The sequence below is a fragment of the Phormidesmis priestleyi ULC007 genome (genome assembly GCF_003003695.1).
GTDB classification, from domain to species: domain Bacteria; phylum Cyanobacteriota; class Cyanobacteriia; order Leptolyngbyales; family Leptolyngbyaceae; genus Phormidesmis_A; species Phormidesmis_A priestleyi_A.
The window spans coordinates 18,653-37,686 of sequence record NZ_PVWG01000016.1 but is presented as its reverse complement, the minus strand read 5'-3'; the positions used below and the strand labels follow the sequence as shown (position 1 = coordinate 37,686).

Here is a 19,034-nt window from a genome sequence, read left to right as displayed (position 1 = left end):
CCTACAAAGCAGACGACTCAAAGGAAAGATGCGATTCATTCGCCCTGAACGTTATCGTTGAATAATGAATCAGACATCACCTATAAAACGCTATCTGCGGAGCGTTTCTCAATCCCTCTCGATTTTTCAATATTGCGGACGCGCGATCGCCCTGGTTTGGAGTACCGATCGTCGGCTCACTCTATTTCTGGCATTCCTCACGCTGATTGCAGGATTATTACCTGCGGTCGTCGCCTATGTGGGAAAACTGATTGTCGATAGCGTGGTCATCGCATCCCAATCAAAGCTTCCAGCCGATCAGTGGACTGCTCTAAAATATCTAGGATTAGAAGCCTTGGTTGTCGCAATTCTGGCAGGCAGCAAACAAGGATTAGCCCTGTGTCAATCGCTGTTGCGGGTTTTATTGGGGCAAAAAGTCAACGTGCTGATCTTAGATAAAGCCTTGACGCTCGACCTCGCTCACTTCGAGGATTCAGAATTTTATGACAAGATGACGCGGGCGAGACGAGAAGCCTCTAGCCGTCCGCTCAGTCTCGTGGGGCGCACCTTTGGATTGGTGCAAGACAGCCTGACGCTGATCACCTATGGCGGTCTGCTGATTCATTTTTCGGTATGGGCGGTGCTGGTTTTAATGGTGGCGGCTGTTCCGGCATTTGTTGCCGAGACGCGCTTTGCAGGTGAAGCCTTTCGGCTATTTCGCTGGCGCACTCCCGAAAGCCGCGAACAAAATTATCTAGAGTTTTTGATCGCCAATGAAGCCCCCGCCATGGAGGTCAAGCTCTATCAACTAGGGCAGACGTTGCTCGATCGCTACAACACAATCTTCAATCGACTCTACAGCGAAGACCGCAACCTCACCATCCGTCGCGGCATCTGGAGTTATCTGCTCAGTCTCGTTAGCACTGCCGCGTTTTATCTCGCCTATATTTGGATCGTAGTCGAAACCATTGTCGGTGCCATTACCCTCGGTGAGTTGACGATGTATCTCGTCGTGTTTCGCCAAGGTCAAAATGCGTTTGCGTCGATTCTCAGCGCGATCGGCGGAATGTATGAAGACAGCCTCTATCTCTCTAACTTGTATGAGTTTTTAGAACAAGAGATTCCTCAACCGCAAGGCTATGCCGATCGCGGCACCAGTCCGGGTGATGGCTTGCGCTTTGAGAATGTCTCCTTTCAATATCCCGGCAGCGAACAACTCGCGCTCAATCACGTCTCATTCCATCTCAAGCCCGGAGAAAAGCTAGCGATCGTCGGTGAAAATGGTTCCGGCAAAACAACGCTGATTAAACTGCTGACCCGACTCTACACGCCCAATTCTGGACGCATCTTACTCGACGGGTTGGACTTGCAACTGTGGAATTTAGAGATATTGCAGCAGCGCATCGGCGTGATTTTTCAGAACTTTATGCAATATCAGTTCAAAGTTGGTGAAAACGTGGGCGTTGGCGATGTCAAATATTTAGAAGATCACGATCGCTGGATTGAGGCGGCGGAAAAAGGCAACGCGCTGCCCTTCATCGAGCAGATGCCCGAAGGCTTTGAAACGCGCTTAGGTCGCTGGTTTAAGAGCGGTCGCGAACTCTCTGGTGGACAGTGGCAAAAGATCGCTCTCTCCCGCGCCTTTATGCGAACCAGAGCCGACATTCTCGTGTTAGACGAGCCAACCTCGGCAATGGATGCCGAATCGGAAGTGCAAATCTTCGATCGCTTTCGCGAGATGACCTCAAACCAGATGGCGATTCTGATTTCTCACCGCTTCTCAACCGTTCGCATGGCAGACCGAATTTTGGTGCTGTCAATGGGCAAAGTGTTAGAGCAGGGAAGCCACGAAGATTTGGTCAAAGCTGAGGGACGATACGCCCATTTGTTTGCCCTGCAAGCTGCTGGATATCAGTAGCCTAATTAACGTCAGTTCGACGAGTTTTTTCGCTTCGTCAAGAGCGGCTTCAGCCCCCTAAATCCCCCATTCTGAGCGACTTTGAGCCAAGACTCCAGTTTCAAAGTCCCCAAACTTGGGGGATTTAGGGGGCTACCCGAATTCACAACCGGAGCGAACCACTTTTATCGAACTGACGTTAATGAGTGACACCAATTTGATTTGCGAATGCGACAGATTCGCATTGTAGGGGCATGGCACGGCGTGCCCCGGCGGATTGAACCGATCAATCACAATTGCTAAATCTTCAACGTAGATCGAATGGTCTTCACAATCACTTGGGGCGGCTCTGCGATTTCAACCAGCAGTGCATCTAGTGGTTCTTCTAGCGTGTTGAATTGGCTATCTAAAAGCTGTTCTGGCATATAGTGATTGTGTCGTTCTTGCAATCGCTTTTCAATTAACTGATGTGATCCTTTGAGATAAACTAGCTTGATACGATCGTGATCAATCAACAGAAATTGACGATAACTATCTTTTAATGCCGAACACGCCAAAACTACATTCCTATTTTCTTGCAGCCAGCGTTTTAGAGCGGCTTGCAAATCTCGTAACCAGGGCGTTCTATCGGCTTCGGTGAGCGGGATTCCTTGCCGCATTTTCTCGACATTTCCTGGAGAATGGAAATCATCAGCATCGCTAAATTGCCAGTCTAAAGAGGTTGCTAACAGTTTTCCGATCGTGGTTTTGCCAGAGCCAGAAACACCCATTAAGAGAATGATCATTTTTAATCCTGGAGTAGGGACACGATATATTGTGTCCCTACATATTAAAACGTCAGTCTCCATAAAAGAGATAATCAGCCGTATAATTTACTCGAACCTCCCGGTCTTGAAAGGACTCGTCACATCCTTGAGCCGGAGCCTTTCCGCCAATCGTATTCACTCGTTGAATCCAATTAACTGAGCGAAGAATTCCATTGCCCTCGTGCGATCGTGCCTCTAACAACAGCCAGGGAATGGCGCGATCTTGAGGTGCGGCTGTCTTAGATTTTACGATCGCTACCACTTTGCTGCCGTCTTTTGCCTCCCACGTTGGGCCTGCATAATGCTTTGCCAGATATTGCCTTTGCTCATTCACTAAGATGGCATCGGGAGCCTTTAGCGTCCATTCATATTGAGCAGGATAGGGAGTCTTCAGAGTGCAAACATAGATCTGAGAGCCTTTGGCAGAGGCTTTTAAAATCAGTTGTTGACCACTAGGAACGTTTAGATTACTGGGGATAGGAACCGTTTCTGCACCGATGCTCGAAGGACTCGACACAAGCAGGGCAAAAATGAGGCTAACGTTGACTTTGAGTGTTTCAAAAAGAGTAGCTACCATGATCGTTGTTCCTTTAACAATAGAGGGTAATATCTTCACCACAGTGATCAGCTAAGTAAGAGAGAGACTTGAAACGAATTTCAACAATTTGGTCGTAGAAAGGGTTGAGTTTACAGAACGGTGGAATGTGAGCGATCGGGCGATTAAAAAGCTTAATTTCTCGCTCAAAAGGGCAACGAGCCGGAATCATTTTGCACAACAATCGCGCAACTTTGGGATGACAAATCTCGATCGATGAAAGCTGTTGCCGCATGGAAGAGAGTAAGTTGTTATTGTGGGTTGAAGTTAGACAGTTCATAGGTTTACCTTCAATTTGAATAACTTCATCGTAAGGATTACAAACAGAATAAACCTCTGAAAAATGTCATGAATCGACCTCAACGAACTAGGGAGATTCTCTACGACTTTCGTTATCTGATGAGTAGGTTTCTAATGACTTTTGTCATACTGAATTATGCGATGTGAAATAACCCTCACCCTAAACCCCTCTCCTGCGGGAGCTACTGTGTATACACAAGTCTCGATTCGTCATTGCTGAGATCTTCGCCCCCTAAATCCCCCAAAATGGGGGACTTTGAAACTAGAGCCTTAGCTCAAAGTCCCTCACTCGTGGGGGATTTAGGGGGCTGAAAGGACTGGAACGCAGCGACAAAGACTTGTGTGTACGGTATGGGGAGAGTCCCAGGGTGAGGACGAGAAGTTGCACCTTAATAAATGCTCTTAAAGTTTTTGTCGTGCCATCAGTTGGGCAAACAGTCCTGGTTGCTCGGCGAGTTGGTCAAAATTGCCCTCCTGCACCACGCGACCATTCTGAAACACATAAATTCGATCGGCGTTCCGAATGGTGCTGAGACGATGCGCGATCGCAATGCGCGTGACTTTGAGGCGCTCTAAGCTTTGACTGACGATCGCTTGGGTGCGGTTATCTAGTGCGCTAGTGGCTTCGTCAAATAGCAGAATTTTGGGTTTTAAGACGAGCGATCGGGCGATCAATAATCGCTGCCGTTGCCCGCCAGAAAGGTTGGTGCCCCCTTCGCTGATTACCGTGTGCATGCCCATCGGCATCGATTCTACATCTTCAGCAAAGCCAGCCATCCCCGCCCCTTCCCATGCCTCATCCATCGTGATCATGGCTCCACTGGCGATATTCTCAAAGATCGATGCGGAGGTCAATCGGCTATTTTGCATAACCACCCCTAACTGCCGACGCACGGCGTGAACATCCAGACCCGCGAGATCTTGTCCGTCGTAGTAGACAGTGCCCGATTCTGGCGCGTCGAACCCTAGTAGTAATCGGAATAGCGTTGATTTGCCACTTCCCGAAGCGCCTACGAAGGCAATAAACTCGCCCGGTTCAGCGCGGATTGTGACATCATCTAGCGTCAGTGGCCCGTCATCCCGATAGCGAAAAATCACATGATCGACGAGGACTCGACCCGACAGTCTGCCCGGATCTGATTTGTCAGAATCTACTTCGGGTTTGGCTTCTAGAATGGGCTGCGCTCGTTCCCAGAGCGGCACCACTTGCAGAACATCGACGATCGTGCCACTCAAACTGGTGGCTCCACTAATAAAGGTGCCAAATGCGGCGTTAAACGCTAAAAATACACCTGTGGATAATCCTCCCTCTTGTGAGGACGATTGCTGAATTAAGCTCGTTGCGAACCAGAATAGCGTTGCGGTCGTTAATGCAGGCAAGATTTTATTAACCACCGCAAGTACATCTTCAACGCCCTGCGTACTCAACATCCATTTAATTTGTTGACTATATTGTTTTCCCCAAAACGCAAAGGCACGAGATTCAGCCCCAGCGACTCGAAGTTTAGGCACCCCGTTAATCAACTGCACCATCACCCCGAATAGCTGCCCCTGCAATTCTAATAACGGGCGCGTCTTGCGGAGCGTAGACATTCCTGAAAAAAGCGTAACGGAAATGTTAATCAGCGCTACAACGAGTGCGATTAACGCTAATGAAGCGTTGTAGTAAAACAAAAGTCCTAAGTTTAGGAATGCAAACAAGCCAGTAAAAATACTTCTGAGAACGGTGCTGCTGAGTTTTTGACGGATTTGAGTCACCGCGCTCACCCGTGAGTTTAAGTCTCCGATCGAGTACTGGCGAAAAAAGGAAGCTTTTAAGTTGAGCAGCCGATCCCAGACTGCGGCTTGGGTTGAGGCATCGGCAAAGGTTTCGACTCGCATAATCGCAAAACCTTGAGCGAGTTGAAAAAGTGTGCTGCCAAAAGCGGTTGCCAGAAGTGCTAAGGCGATTTGCACTAATAAGCCGCGATCGGCATCTGGAATCGCACTATCAACCAAAATTGCGGTAGCTTGGGGGGTGATCATTCCCAACAATGTTGTTGCAGCACCCGCTGTCAAAACCACCATCAATTCTTTATAGTGTCCTTGCAGGGCAAATTTCAGCAGATCGATCGTCTTGAGAACTTTGTCGGGCAATGGGCGATAGAACGTGTATCCGGTGTTTGCGAGTGTGGCAGCGCTCTTAGCATTAATGGGAATGTGAGTTCTCTTAATTGGGTCGAAGATCTCATAGCGAGTATCTGAGATCGGCAACAGCGCTACTGGATGATTGTCCTCAACTGTGTAAGCGAGCATGGCACCGCAATCTTTTTTCCACCACTGACCTTGCAGCGCGATCGAGCGCATTCGCAGCCGAGAAGCCCGCGCGATCGCTTGCAGCGGATCTTGCACCCGATTCATGTCTTCAGACTTGGCGGGCGGTCGAATCGTCACGCCCAAAACTCGCCCAACAGCACCCGCCGCAATCAGCAAAGCCTGATCAAAATCATTGTCTCCAAGCTGGGCAGATGGGATGGCTTGTTGGGCTTGCAGCAACGAGGCTAACTCACCCAGCGTTTCCTCCATCACCTGATGATTGAGGTGTTGCCGTTGTTGAAATCGCTGTAATTCGTCGCTGGTTTCCTGCTGTTCTAAAAAGTACAGGGTTTGCAGCACATAAACTTGAAGCTGGAAGATGCCCATCAACAAAGTGTTGGGATCTTCTACCTGTTCTGTTGTTAGGGTTTCAAGCTCGATCGTATCTTCGGCTTGAAACCACATATCTGCACTCACGGGCAACAGTCCCGATTGGGGTGTGAGCAACAGTTCCTCAAATCCCATCCAGTTGGCATAGCCGCGCTGGATCTGTACCCACGAGACAAGCTCTCGCTGAGGCTGGAAGATCTGACCATTGGTGAGTGAAAAATAACGCACCCCTTCTTCTTGAAACGGCAGTCCAGGAGGAACGATCGTAGACACCGCTAATCCCAGTTGTTCAACCCATCCGTTGATTAAAGCCAGAGCTTCGCCATTGCCTTCGGCGATAAATTGGCGAAAATCTTTGATCGACACTTTGAGCAGTTCGGTTTCTTCGATTGATACTGCAAAAAGCTGATAGGGCAACGGCTCAAAATCGCTAGAGATCGAGAACAGAGCTTGCCGCGATCGTGTTGTGAACAAATAGCGGCGAGTTCCTTCAGCAACCCCTTCTTTGACGGGCATTGCGAACACTGCTAACGAACCCGATTTCACGACCCAAATCGTCTCCGGGTCATCTAAAATCAGTGGCTCATTGCCTTTAAGTTGATAATACTCTCCGGGCAAGGTGACAATCCGAATCTGATCTAACATGGTTGTTCCTCTTGAAGTGCTCCGCCTTCGCTCTGAATCAATTGCAAATATTTGCCTTCAATTTGCTGCAACTCGTCATGGGTGCCTCGTTGCACTACCTTGCCGCGATCGAAGACAATAATCTCGTCACAATCTCGAATCGTACTCAACCGATGCGCCACGATTACACAGGTGCAGCCGCGCTCTCGGAGTTTTTGATCAATTAGCCTTTCAGCTTCAGAATCGAGGGCGCTAGTTGCTTCATCCATGATCAAAATCGCCGGATTGTTCACCAGGGAACGAGCAATCTCTAAACGCTGTCGCTGTCCGCCACTTAAATTGGTGGCTCCTTCTGCTAGATCAGCGCTGTAGCCTCCGGGTAGCGACAACACGACATCCTGAATGGCGGCATCTTTGCAAGCGCGAACTAAATTGCTAAAGGGAACAGTCGAATCCCATAGCGTCAGATTGTCCCGAACACTTCCAGCAAACAGTGAGATATCTTGTTCAATTAGCGCGATCGAATGGGTAAGAATCGATCGAGGAATCTGGCTTCTCGATCGATCATCAAACAAAATGTCTCCTGACCAGGCTTCATATAAACCACAAATCAGTTTGGCAACTGTTGACTTACCTGAACCACTGCCCCCAACTAATGCGACTCGTTGACCTGGCTTGAGCGACAGACTGAGATTTTCGATTAAGGGCGGCGCAGAGCGATTGTAGCCAAAGGTAATGTTACGAAGTTCGATATAGCCTTGCAGCCGAACATTAGCGGCAGGAAGAGCATCAGACGGCGGGGCGCTGATGGGTTCTTTGACCGCAGGGTCGATCGAGCTACGCAACACATCATCCAGGCGATTGAGATTACCTTCCATTTCTTGAAGTTCACCCGCGAGACCGACGAGATTATTGACAGGCTCTAAAAAGCGCTGCATCAATGCTTGAAACGCAATCAGCATGCCAATACTCAGCACCCCATCCATGACGCGCAGTCCGCCCACAACCAGCAACAGCATGGATGTAATTGAGGTCAAAAACGAGGGCAGTACGCCCAGAGTTTGATTCGTCGTATCCATTTCCTGTCGGGCATTGATCGCTTTGGCGTAGTAGCCTGCCCAGCGGGAAAAGAATTCTGACTCTAGCCCCGATGCCTTCAGCGTTTCCATACTTTGCAGCCCTGAAATCGAGACCCCGCTGACTTTGCCTTGTTCTTGCATTAAACGCAAATTGGCATCGACGCGCTGACGAGAAACCCATCGCCAAACGGTGACGTTTACTATCACAAATGCGATGCCGATCGAGGTCAACACGACATCATATTGCAGCATCACCACAGCATAGAAAACGACGGTAAAGGCGGAGATGGCGGTAGTAGCTAATCGTCCTGACAGCAGATTCGCTAGACTGTCGTTGAGGCGAACTCGGCTACTAATTTCTCCGGCAAATCGCTGATCATAAAAGCTAACTGGAAGTCGTAGAATATGCCATAAGAATCGGCTGGACATGCCCACAGCTAACTTAATTTTCATGCGGCGAAGAAACTGAAGCTGAAGCAAGGTCAGAAATCCACTTAATACGGCTGTGCCTATAATTCCAATGATTAAAGGATGCAACCAATCGTCTCTGCCTTCGATTAATACATTATCGACAAACGCTTGAGAGAATGCTGGAATCGCTAACCCAGGAATCACTAAGAGCAATCCTGCGATTACACAATAGATCAGCGCCCCGATCGAGCTTTCCAATCGATCCCACAACGCGAGAATGAGACTTGGTTTACGTCCTCCTGGCTTAAATTCTGCACCCGGTTCAACAACCAGCACGACTCCAGTAAACGCTTGATCGAACTCTTCTAGCGAAATGGTTTGAGGCCCACTCGCCGGATCGTTGATATAAACTTTGTCTTTGCTAAACCCTTCAACAACTAGGAAATGATTGAAATTCCAAAAGACAATGTAGGGGCAGTTCAGTTTGCGTAGCGCCTCTAACTCGATCTTAAAGCCTTTTGCCTGCAACCCATAGCTACGCGCCGCGCTGAGAATATTAGAGGCTTTGCTGCCGTCTCGTGAAACGCCGCAGGCTTGACGCAACTCAGCTAGAGGAACAATGCGATCGTAATAACCCAACATAATTCCCAGTGCCGCCGCCCCGCATTCTACTGCCTCCATTTGCAAGAGGGTGGGAGTTCGACAGCGACGATCGGGCGGGCTAATCATCTGCCGAATCGGTCTTAATTTACGTCCAATTTGTCCAACAAGAGTTCGCATAATCAGTAAGCTCCACTCCACGATCGCAGAATCGGAAAGACAAACGAAATCGGAGATTGTTCATCGATTTTGACGCGCACTGAGGTCGTCGTACCTGGTGTGACTTGGGTTTCGGGACCCTTAGATGAAGACCAACGAAAATGGCTCTTTGTCGAAGCGTCAGGTTGAAGCTCTGCAAAAACTTGAATTTGTGGCTCTTTAGTGAGCAGGCTCTGCAAGACTTCAGTTCCGCCGACCACGCTCGCTGCACCCTCTTTTGTCACCGGAAACTCAGATATATTCGTGACGGTTGCCACAATGCCCCCAAAGCGTTCTCGTTTGACCGTAGACGGGGTAACTTGTAGCTCCATTCCCTTCTGAATCTTTTTGCCCTCACTGACTGGGAAAAATGCCACCCCGACCAATTTATTTGAGGAGTCTTGAGCTTCGATCGTGCCCATTCGTCCTCCTTCTTCGAGTGTTTGTCCTAAAACGGCGACAACCTCTAACACTCGCCCATCAAAATTACTTTTTACCTGGCTTTTGCCTTTTAATTGTGATTGCAGTTGTACGATCGTTCGCTCTGTGTCTTGAATTTCTTTTTTACGGTTCGTTGCAATGGCTAAATCTTGTTCTGCTTGACCTGCGAGTTTTGTGTCTAGTGTTGCTAACTGAGCTTGCAAATCTTTGGTTGCATTGACGTTCTCTAAAAATTGTCGTTGAGCATCAGCTTCTTTGACATCAAGCTGTTTCTGTTCCGATTGAATTTCGTTGATTTTAGTTTGGCTGTTAAGAAATTCTTGCTGTGCCTGAAGCACGCTATCACTCGACACAGCACCCTCTTGGCGTAGCTGCTGCCGCAACTCAAATCGCTGTTTGAAGGTCGGTAAAAGATCTCGCGTCGTCTGCAATCGTTGCTCTAAGTTCTGCCGCTCTTGCCGAATTGAATTAAGACCTTTATCTCTAATAATTGGTGTGACGGATTGAGTTGTCTCTAAACTTTGCTGGAGTGCCTGACGCTGTTGTTGCAAGGCACCCTTATCTAAGACTGTTCGCTGGAGTTGCAGTGAATTTGCAACGCGATCTTGCTCTTGCAGTTGAACCATTTTGGCACGAGCTAGGTCTAACTTTTCTTGCAGTTCAGTCTGGTCGATCGTGGCAATCACCTGCCCTTTTTTCACCTGATCACCCGGACGAATATTCAGAGTGAGAATCTTCCCAGAACTGGGAGACTGAAACGCCGTCACCTTGCTAGGATAAACAACGACACCCTGCCCTGTAACAGTAATGGGAATGCGACCGAAAACGCTCCAGGTCAGCCCAACCGCAATCAAAGATCCCATCGCCGCTAACGGAATCCACTTCTTAGGCTGAACAATTTGCATCAGTTGATCGAGTCGCTCTGGAGACGACAAGCGATCGAGGGCTTCTTTTCGGAATAGGTTGTTCTTGTTGATCGTGACCATACTGACTCCATTCAATTGTCGAAATTTACATGCGATCGGGGTGCGGCATCGGGGTGCCCCCTTGGTGTCAACTTGAGTTCAAATCGTGGTGATGCCTGGCTTGTCGCCCTCATCCCCAACCCTTCTCCCCGTGGGAGAAGGGAGCCAGATTCAAAGTCCCTCTCCCACGGGGAGAGGGATTTAGGGTGAGGGCTACGGCAATAGCCATGCCCCTACCCTCGAATCTGTTTCAGCATCCAGTCAAATCGAGTACCCGCTAGCGTTACCTGAGCCAAAAAGCCCGAACTCAGTTCATCTTCGTAGGTCAAGCGATCGTCGAGAGATCGACCTGAGCTGTAGGTGATTCTGCCGTAGCCCAACCGATTGATGATGCCTTGCTGTTTGTCGGCTAACAAAATCGCTAACACGCGATAAAATCGAGCCGCAAACCCAACATCGTGCAGCAGTTTTGCCGCCAGCCGCCAGCGCGGAATTGCTAGCACGATCGCATCCTCAACTGCCCGAATTGTCATCGCAGGCGGACTCGCCTCCACAAAAGGCGTTTCGCCTACCATGTCGCCTCGCGATAGTTTTGCAAACTCTCGTTCGACGTGATCGGTTTCTTCTAAGTTTGAAAAGGCACGAGTTAGAGGATTGCTTTCGTCGTCAGCGATCGAGGTAACCATTTTCCCATCTAGCAAAATGTAAAATGCGTCAACGGGTCTGCCAGCATGGAACAAGACATCGCCCGCAGCAATCCTCACAGCATTGCCCGCAGCAATCATCCAACCAATATCACTATCGTTTAACTCTGCAAACGTGCACAAAATTTCTCGAATCTGAGGCTGGCATAACACGATCGTACTATGTCCAATCTGACTAACAATCTGCTCTAGTCGGTGCGCCAACAAAACCGCGATCGCCCGATAGAGATGAGCCGCAAACGTGATGTCTGTCTGCAATTTCTCCATAAGCTGCTGTTGCGGAATCATCAACACCAGCGATTTTCTGAGTGCTTTGACGGTGGTAGAAGACTGGTAGGAGGTTAAGAACGGCAGTTCTCCGACTACCTCCCCATTGGTGAGTCTGGCGATTTCTCGCCCTGACAGTTCGCCCCCTTCGAGGGCAGCAAACGCCCGACCGATCGGGTTATCGTCAGCCTGAGCAACTGAAACGGTCAATGCGCCATCTAGCAGAATGTAGAGAGCATTAACCAATGTACCTTGGCGGATCAGGGTCGTGCCAGCCGTCACTTCTTCTCTCCGACCCGTTGCCAAGATCCAGTCAACATCACTGCTACTCAGTTCCTTTAGTAGAACTTCTGTCATAAATTTAACTTCCTTCTGTGTTGCTACGAGGGAATCGATCGGAGGGGATAAGGGAGCTAGTAAAAGATCACGATTGGTTTTGCTGTGTTATGCAACTCGTGTAGGAGATACTAATTTTTTAGAATGAAACTACAGATGCTTGTTGAGAGAGAAGAGAGTAGCAGTCAAAATTCAACGAAGAGAGCACAATTTAACGAAGCATCTGTAGAATGAGTGTGGTGAAGTCCGTAATACAGGAGTTGTTGATTTGTAAGAGTGGGCTACCGTGTATACACAAATTGCTTTAAGTTTAGATTGCTGGGGGTCGCCCCCTAAATCCTCCATCCTGCGGGACTTTGACCCCAGACTTTCAGTTTCAAAGTCCCCCAATTTGGGGAGATTTAGGGGGCAGAAGCCGCTCATAACGAAGCGAAAGGACTTACGTATACACGGTAGGTAAGAGTGGAGCTTCTAGCCTGTACGGGCAGGATGCCCATCCCACAAATCATTCAGGATTACTATGGAATCAACGGCGGTGATTGATTAGGGGAGGGAACAACTCCCGAATCGTCGTTGTAATAACCAGACACCTTATCGGTAATCTTTTTTGAAATCGCTTCTTTGGCGGTATCGTATATACTATCGGCTGGATACTTGCCTGGTTGATATTCAGCAGCACCACCTGCGATTTCTGCAAGTTCTTGAGCCGATAGCTCTTGTGGTTTAGGTTGCTTTTTGTTGTCCATTAGAATTGTTCTCCTTGCTATTTTTTGCTATTTTATGAGTCGTTGTGTTTAGTCTGAACCGTCGATCGCAGTCGCACTTCCTAGCAGCCCACTCAGAGCATCAAGGTCTTCTGCACTGGCATCGGTGATCAGAATTTGAAGACCGACAGATTCGATGTTTTCTGCCGCAAACGTAGACTTTGAGGAACCATATCCTCCAGTCTCTTGTGAAGTTGAGATATTAGTCTGTCGGAAAAAAGCGGCATTCAAACGGAGATTGAAACCGCCTGCCACGTCCTCTAATTCCTCATCGGACAACTCGACAGCATCGGTGGGCTTAATTTGGTCATCTGACATAGGGGGTTCTCCTTATTGGGGGTATCGGTTAAATAGACCTCCTGCACAAATCCGGGAACGCCCCCTAAATCCCCCAGAATGGGGGACTTTGAAACCGTAAGTCTTCTCAAAGTCCCCCAGAATGGGGGATTTAGGGGGCACAAGCCGACCTAAACGGAGCGAGACCTGAGAGCAGTTTATATCTGAAATCCTATTCACGCAGGAGGTCTCATAGGGGCACGCTGCCATGCCCCTATGAGAGTTTGTTTAGAAAACTATCTCTCGATTCCGATCGTGGGGTTAGTTGCCCGTTTCGGTCACTTCAAAGATGGCAGCTTTGAAGTCGTCGGTTTCTTGAATGTTGGTGCTGCGAACCCCGTTGCGATCGGCTGATAGTGTGCTGATCTGAACGTCTTGTAGTTCTGCGGTGAAGGCTGCGGCTTCGCGACGAGCACCGCCTGCAACTAGGTCGAGATCTTCAGCAGACAGTTCCACGGTGATGTGTGATTCTGAGGTCATGGTCATTCTCCTTGTGATGTATGGGTATGTGATGTATCAGTGAACTAGATAAGGTTGAAAAGACAGACTTTAGTTGCCCGTTTCGGTCACTTCAAAGATGGCAGCTTTGAAGTCGTCGGTTTCTTGAATGTTGGTGCTGCTAACACCGCCGCGACTAGAATTGAGGGTGCTAGCTTGGAAGTCAGTGAGTTCTTGAGTCTCAGCAGCCGCAAATCGTCTTGCGCCACCAGCCACTAAATCGAGATCTTCAGCAGACAATTCTTGAGATTGGATAGGGTCGATGGAATTCATTTTTGTTCTCCTTAAAGTGTGGTTAGTTGACGATCGGTCAGGAAGTTGAGCAGAGAGGATTTACCTTGAGAAAGCACCTCTCTAAGTTGCAATCAAACAGTGGAACTAGTTGCCAGTTTCGGTCGCTTCGATGATGGCAGCCTTGAAGTCGTCGGTTTCCTGAATGTTGGTGCTGCTAACACCGCCGCGACTAGAATTCAGGGTGCTAGCTTGGAAGTCAGTGAGTTCTTGGGTTTCAGCAGCCGCAAATCGTCTTGCGCCACCAGCCACGAGATCAAGATCTTCAGCAGACAGTTCCATAGAATAGTTGTTCTCAGACATGATGTGTTTCTCCTTGGTTTGTGTGTTTGTGTGTTGACTCAAACAGAATTGTGATTGCGTGAATCGCTTCATTCGTTTCCTGCTTGATGTCCCTAGAATACGAATTTCACCTAGGGATGCACATCTGAAAAACGTCTAGGATTCGGTCTAAGGCGAAGTAGGTAGAGGCGGTCTGACTTTCGCTGCACACGGTTAAATCACACCCCGGACTTTCGTTATAGGCGATCGCCGATCGCTCCAACTAAAGTGATGAATGCACGCTCAATGTGGTGCTTTCAGTGCATATCGCAGTATGAATAAACGTATAAGCGTCAATGAATTATTAGAACTGATCTCGATCGGTAACAGACTATTAAGATGATTGCCGAGAGATTTTAAGCCCAATGATTTATGAGTATCCGTAAATTTTCAGCAGTGTTGTAAATACCAACGGAAACGACCATGTTTAATCGATTCAAATTGGCAACAAAATTTACTTTACTTCTATCGCTGGTGTTTGTTGGTGCGATCGTCATCAGTGGTTTTGCATTATCTCATGCCCTTGAGCAAAAAGCCGAATCTGAAATCGGCTACCGCAGCCAAATTTTGGCAGAAACGATGAACTCGGTACGCGCTTTCACAAACACTCACGTCAGCCCTCTCTTGATGCCGATGGTTGACACTCAAGCCACGTTTATTCCCGAAGTCATTCCTAGTTACACCGTCAGAGAAGTCTTTGAGAGTCTTCGCAAAAATGAAGACTATAAAGACTTCTTTTATAAAGATGCGCTGCTAAACCCAACCAATTTACGAGATAAAGCCGATGAGTTTGAAGCGGGTATCACAAAACGATTTAACAGCGAATCAGGGCTGAAAAATATATCTGGATTTCGCGACTCGGTGGGCGAAAAGATGTTTTATAGCGCTCGTCCATTTTCAGTCAAAAATGCGACCTGTTTGCGCTGTCACAGCACACCAGAAGCCGCTCCAAAAAGCCACATCGCCAGCTATGGTTCAGAAAATGGCTTTGGATGGAAACTCAACGAAGTGTTAGGCAGCCAAATTATTTACGTTCCTGCTAGCAAAGTCTTTGACGATGCCAATCGTGCATCTTTTTTGATCATTAGTATATTCGTGGGTATTTTCGCACTAGTTATTTTACTGATTAACTATTTGCTCAAGCGAAACGTGCTGCAACCGATTAAGCCCATGGCGCAACTCGCTCAAAAAATCAGTATGGATGAAATCAGCGCTGAGGAAGCGGCAGAGTTTGAGCATGGAAAACTTAAGGCGATCGTCAAGCGAAACGATGAGCTAGGACAATTGGGACGAGTGTTTCAACGTATGGTGCAGGAAATTTATGCTCGTGAGCAACAACTCAGACAACAGTTGCAAAAACTTCGTCTTGAAATTGACGACAATAAGCGGGCACGTCAAGTTGCTGAAATCGCTGAATCAGAATCGTTTCAAAAATTGCAGGAGGAGGCGAGAGCCATGAGAAGCAAGCGCGATGCTGTGGATGAATAATTATTGTTTAAGTTAATCTAACCAGTCGTTTCACCCTTGAGGATTTATCGTGTCTGAAATAATCTCGGTTCATTCGTTTCGTGGCGGAACTGGTAAATCAAACGTTACCAGTAACCTCGCTACGCTGATCGCTCGTTCTGGTCGCCGAGTTGGAGTAGTTGACACCGACATCCAATCGCCCGGAATTCACGTTTTATTTGGGCTGGAAGAAGATCAAATGCGCTATACCCTAAACGATTATTTATGGGGACGTTGCGCGATCGAAGAAGCCGTTTACGATGTCAGTCCCATTCTGAAGCAAAAACAATCCTTTTTTGGTCGTCAGGGCAGCATTCATCTTCTTCCTTCTAGCATTCGCATGAGTGATATCTCTCGCGTTTTGCGCGAAGGCTATGATGCACGTCTGCTGAATGACGGGTTGCATAATTTAGTTCGTCGCTTAAAGTTAGATTATCTGTTGATCGATACGCATCCCGGCATTAACGAAGAAACGTTGCTGTCTATTATTCTCTCTGATACGCTGGTGTTGATTCTTCGCCCAGACAAGCAAGATTATCAAGGTACAGCCGTCGCGATCGATGTAGCTCGCAAGCTAGAAGTGCCGAAGATGCTGCTCGTCATTAACAAAGCACTGCCGACTCTCAACTTTAAAGAGTTGCGGCAACGGGTGCAGAATACCTACGAAACCCCAGTGGCAGGCATTTTGCCAGTCTGCGAAGAGATGTTTGATTTGGGGAGCAGCGGCATCTTCTGCTTGCGATATCCCGATCATCCCTGGACTCAAGAAGTGACTGCGATCGCTAAACAAATTATGGGTTCTGGTGCGAAGTTATTGGCTTAGGATCGTTGTAAGGGCATGGCACTGCCGTGCCCATTGGCGTTGCAAGTAACCGATATTTTTAATCCACGATCGTTAATAGACCTCCTGCATGAATAGAATTCTCGATATAAACTGCGATCGGATCTCGCGCTGTTTGGGTCGGCTTGTGCCCCCTAAATCCCCCAAAATGGGGGACTTTGAACCCGCAGATCTTCTCAAAGTCCCCCATTCATGGGGGATTTAGGGGGCGTTCCCGGATTCATACAGGAGGTCTAATCTAATTTCAAGAACAATTGCGATCGTTCAACCGACAACTAAAGGACACGACATATCGTGCCCCTACTTGAATAATCGGACAGGTTTTTGTTGAAGCAACGCCGCCGTCTCTTTGCTATCGCCTGGAAAAATGGCTCTCACCCGCTCTACGACCGAAATCATATACTTGTAATCTGGAACCGGAGCATTCGTCACAAATCCCGCTTCTTGGGCGACCACAGAAGGCGTTTCACTCAAAATCTTGCGGATGGACTCTTGAGCATTGCGCTCGATCGTCGGGCTGATCAACACTGCACCCGCCGGGACGGGATGAACATCGGTGAACAAGATCCGTAGATTGAATGGAGTCACCTGACTTTTGTAAGCCGCAAATTCTTCGAGCGATACTGCACCTACTGCTGCTTTACCTTCAACAACCGCTTCTAAAATCGCCTTAGGGGTGGGCGGAAATATCAGTTCAGAAAGCGTTAAACCATATAGGTTGAAAATCGGCAGGTAGTATCCTGTGGCTGAACCTGGTTTGCCCAGCGCCAGAGATTTGCCCGCGATCGCCGCGATCGATTGAATCGGGCTATCGTCACGCACAACCAACACTGACCGCAAGCCCTGCACGCCAAACAGCGGAAAGAGGGGTATATATTGGTGTTGCGAGATCGCGATCGCGGTTAAACCGGGGGGTGCAAACACGAGTGACCACTCTTGTCTTTGAATTTGAGCCAGCGCTCTGCTTTCATTTAAGGTAGGCTCTAACTCCACCAATGACTGAGTTCTTTCGCTTAAGTAGCGTTTGAAGCGCTCATATTGGTCAAGCGATTTACTACTCTCGTCGTAGCTAACCGTCCCAACTAGCAGCGATCGATGTTGAGGTGTGGGTGTGGGGGCGCTACAGGCAGACAGCAGCATCAAATAGAGGAACCCGCGACGGGAAATTCTCGAAGGTAAGGTTACGCTCAATCGCCTCATTGTTGTGCTGGCAGCTTCATCCATCATCTTCTTTTGCTGTAAGTCAGTCGATAGTGTTCTAAACAATTCGATACTGTACAAGTACTGTACAATACCCCCAGGTTTTCTACTTTACTGTACACAAATCTATTCCAACGATCGCTGCACTCCACCGATCGATCTGAACGATGACCCCACAACTCGAAGCCGAGATCGCATTAGATCATAAGTTCTATCTTCTTTAAAACAACACAATTCGACCGCTTCACCTGATATGCTGTCCTATAACAAACTCAGTTAAGAAAAAAACTTTAGCGTTCAAACCTTGTGACGCGATTCCAACATCCTCTCAAATTATTGCTGCTATCTACGTCGGTAGGTGCGTTAGGGTCGGGTTTGGGGGGCGGCGTAGAATTGACCCTCAAAAATATTGCTCAAGCCTTAAAGCATCAGGGACATCAAGTTACGATCGTCGCTCCCGCCCATTCTGTTCTCGAAGGCGTGCCTCTAGTGACGATCGCCGGGAACTTGCAAATCACTGCCCAAACTCAAGGAGGCGATGCCCTAATCACGCTGCCCCCAAACGCGGTGCTGGGGAATATGTGGGCGCATGCTCGTCAGGTTCAACACGAGTATAATTTGCTGATTAACTTTGCCTATGATTGGTTGCCCTTCTATCTGACCCCATTTTTTGAGCGTCCGATCGCCCACCTCGTCAGCATGGGTTCGCTCACCGACGCAATGGATCAGATCATTGAACAAATTGCTGTTGGGTTTCCGGGCACGATCGCAGTTCACAGTCGCGCACAGGCAGAAACCTTTCAGTTTGCAGATCGTTGTCGCAACCTTCAAAACGGCTTTGACTTGTCCCTCTATGAGTTTTGCGCTCAACCTAAACGACAACTCGCCTGGGTCGGACGAATCGCGCCAGAAAAAGGCTTAGAAGATGCGGTAGCGGCGGCTCAAATCGTTGGAATTCCGCTTAAGATTTGGGGCGTGATTCAAGACAGGGTTTACTGGAATCAGATTTGTGCTGATTATCCTGACGCTGCGATCGCATACGGCGGATTTTTGCCCACCTCAGAATTGCAGCAAGTGTTAGGACAATCACAAGCATTATTAATGACTCCTCGCTGGGTCGAAGCCTTTGGAAATGTGGCGATCGAAGCCCTTGCTTGTGGAGTGCCCGTTATCGCCTACCGTCGCGGCGGCCCCGCAGAAATTGTTCGCGATGGCGAAACAGGTTGGTTAGTGGAACCTGATAGCGTCGATGGATTGGTGAACGCGATCGCCCAGTTAGATCGTCTCGATCGTCAAGCCTGTCGTCGCCAAGCCGAAGCTGAATATTCTTTAGAGGCAATGAGCGATCGCCTAGAAGCCTGGTTTGAAACGATCCTGAAAAAAGTTTGAG

17 protein-coding genes are annotated in these 19,034 nt (G+C 48.4%); 4 read left to right on the top strand and 13 right to left on the bottom strand.

Annotated elements, in window-relative coordinates:
• Positions 1 to 64 precede the first annotated feature (64 nt).
• A complete protein-coding gene (locus tag C7B65_RS14815; protein WP_073072448.1) occupies positions 65 to 1,897 on the top strand; it encodes an ABC transporter ATP-binding protein in 1,833 nt (610 codons plus the stop codon).
• A gap of 278 nt (positions 1,898 to 2,175) precedes the next feature.
• On the opposite strand, the gene C7B65_RS14810 is transcribed toward C7B65_RS14815, so the two are convergent.
• The 12 genes from C7B65_RS14810 to C7B65_RS14755 form a co-directional block, all read right to left on the bottom strand.
• A complete protein-coding gene (locus tag C7B65_RS14810; RefSeq protein ID WP_073072447.1) occupies positions 2,176 to 2,661 on the bottom strand; it encodes a gluconokinase in 486 nt (161 codons plus the stop codon).
• Positions 2,662 to 2,713: 52 nt separating this feature from the next.
• The gene (locus C7B65_RS14805; RefSeq protein ID WP_073072446.1) at positions 2,714 to 3,259 is read right to left on the bottom strand and encodes a DUF3455 domain-containing protein; all 546 of its coding nucleotides are present in this window, start codon (positions 3,257 to 3,259) and stop codon (positions 2,714 to 2,716) included.
• A 13-nt stretch (positions 3,260 to 3,272) separates the two neighbouring features.
• Positions 3,273 to 3,557: a Mo-dependent nitrogenase C-terminal domain-containing protein gene (locus C7B65_RS14800; protein WP_073072445.1), complete on the bottom strand. Its 285-nt coding sequence runs from the start codon at positions 3,555 to 3,557 to the stop codon at positions 3,273 to 3,275.
• A gap of 422 nt (positions 3,558 to 3,979) precedes the next feature.
• Positions 3,980 to 6,907 carry an NHLP bacteriocin export ABC transporter permease/ATPase subunit gene (locus tag C7B65_RS14795; RefSeq protein WP_073072444.1) on the bottom strand — a complete coding sequence of 976 codons (2,928 nt, stop codon included), beginning with the start codon at positions 6,905 to 6,907 and terminating at the stop codon, positions 3,980 to 3,982.
• Positions 6,901 to 9,156, bottom strand: a complete 2,256-nt coding sequence (locus C7B65_RS14790) for an NHLP family bacteriocin export ABC transporter peptidase/permease/ATPase subunit (protein WP_083582968.1) — start codon at positions 9,154 to 9,156, stop codon at positions 6,901 to 6,903. The genes C7B65_RS14795 and C7B65_RS14790 overlap by 7 nt, the downstream gene beginning before the upstream one ends.
• Positions 9,157 to 9,158: 2 nt before the next feature.
• Positions 9,159 to 10,601: an NHLP bacteriocin system secretion protein gene (locus tag C7B65_RS14785; RefSeq protein WP_073072443.1), complete on the bottom strand. Its 1,443-nt coding sequence runs from the start codon at positions 10,599 to 10,601 to the stop codon at positions 9,159 to 9,161.
• A 212-nt stretch (positions 10,602 to 10,813) separates the two neighbouring features.
• Positions 10,814 to 11,908 (bottom strand): cyclic nucleotide-binding domain-containing protein, encoded by a 1,095-nt coding sequence (locus C7B65_RS14780; RefSeq protein WP_073072442.1) that lies wholly within the window; start codon positions 11,906 to 11,908, stop codon positions 10,814 to 10,816.
• Positions 11,909 to 12,405: 497 nt separating this feature from the next.
• Positions 12,406 to 12,633 carry a hypothetical protein gene (locus C7B65_RS14775; protein WP_073072441.1) on the bottom strand — a complete coding sequence of 76 codons (228 nt, stop codon included), beginning with the start codon at positions 12,631 to 12,633 and terminating at the stop codon, positions 12,406 to 12,408.
• A 48-nt stretch (positions 12,634 to 12,681) separates the two neighbouring features.
• A complete protein-coding gene (locus C7B65_RS14770; RefSeq protein ID WP_073072440.1) occupies positions 12,682 to 12,969 on the bottom strand; it encodes a CTB family bacteriocin in 288 nt (95 codons plus the stop codon).
• Positions 12,970 to 13,248: 279 nt separating this feature from the next.
• Positions 13,249 to 13,467 (bottom strand): CTB family bacteriocin, encoded by a 219-nt coding sequence (locus C7B65_RS14765; RefSeq protein ID WP_073072438.1) that lies wholly within the window; start codon positions 13,465 to 13,467, stop codon positions 13,249 to 13,251.
• A 69-nt stretch (positions 13,468 to 13,536) separates the two neighbouring features.
• The gene (locus tag C7B65_RS14760; protein WP_073072436.1) at positions 13,537 to 13,758 is read right to left on the bottom strand and encodes a hypothetical protein; all 222 of its coding nucleotides are present in this window, start codon (positions 13,756 to 13,758) and stop codon (positions 13,537 to 13,539) included.
• Between the two features lie 105 nt (positions 13,759 to 13,863).
• Positions 13,864 to 14,079 (bottom strand): hypothetical protein, encoded by a 216-nt coding sequence (locus C7B65_RS14755; protein ID WP_143162056.1) that lies wholly within the window; start codon positions 14,077 to 14,079, stop codon positions 13,864 to 13,866.
• 441 nt (positions 14,080 to 14,520) lie between these two features.
• On the opposite strand from C7B65_RS14755, the gene C7B65_RS14750 reads away from it, so the two are divergent.
• Both C7B65_RS14750 and C7B65_RS14745 read left to right on the top strand, forming a co-directional pair.
• Positions 14,521 to 15,585: a Tll0287-like domain-containing protein gene (locus C7B65_RS14750; protein ID WP_073072433.1), complete on the top strand. Its 1,065-nt coding sequence runs from the start codon at positions 14,521 to 14,523 to the stop codon at positions 15,583 to 15,585.
• Positions 15,586 to 15,634: 49 nt separating this feature from the next.
• Positions 15,635 to 16,426, top strand: a complete 792-nt coding sequence (locus tag C7B65_RS14745; RefSeq protein WP_073072431.1) for a MinD/ParA family ATP-binding protein — start codon at positions 15,635 to 15,637, stop codon at positions 16,424 to 16,426.
• A 318-nt stretch (positions 16,427 to 16,744) separates the two neighbouring features.
• Here the strand turns inward: C7B65_RS14745 and C7B65_RS14740 are convergent, their stop codons facing one another.
• Positions 16,745 to 17,710 (bottom strand): phosphate/phosphite/phosphonate ABC transporter substrate-binding protein, encoded by a 966-nt coding sequence (locus tag C7B65_RS14740; protein WP_223257392.1) that lies wholly within the window; start codon positions 17,708 to 17,710, stop codon positions 16,745 to 16,747.
• A 240-nt stretch (positions 17,711 to 17,950) separates the two neighbouring features.
• On the opposite strand from C7B65_RS14740, the gene C7B65_RS14735 reads away from it, so the two are divergent.
• Complete coding sequence (locus C7B65_RS14735; protein ID WP_073072428.1) at positions 17,951 to 19,033, top strand: glycosyltransferase family 4 protein; 1,083 nt, start codon at positions 17,951 to 17,953, stop codon at positions 19,031 to 19,033.
• The last annotated feature ends 1 nt before the right edge of the window (position 19,034 follow it).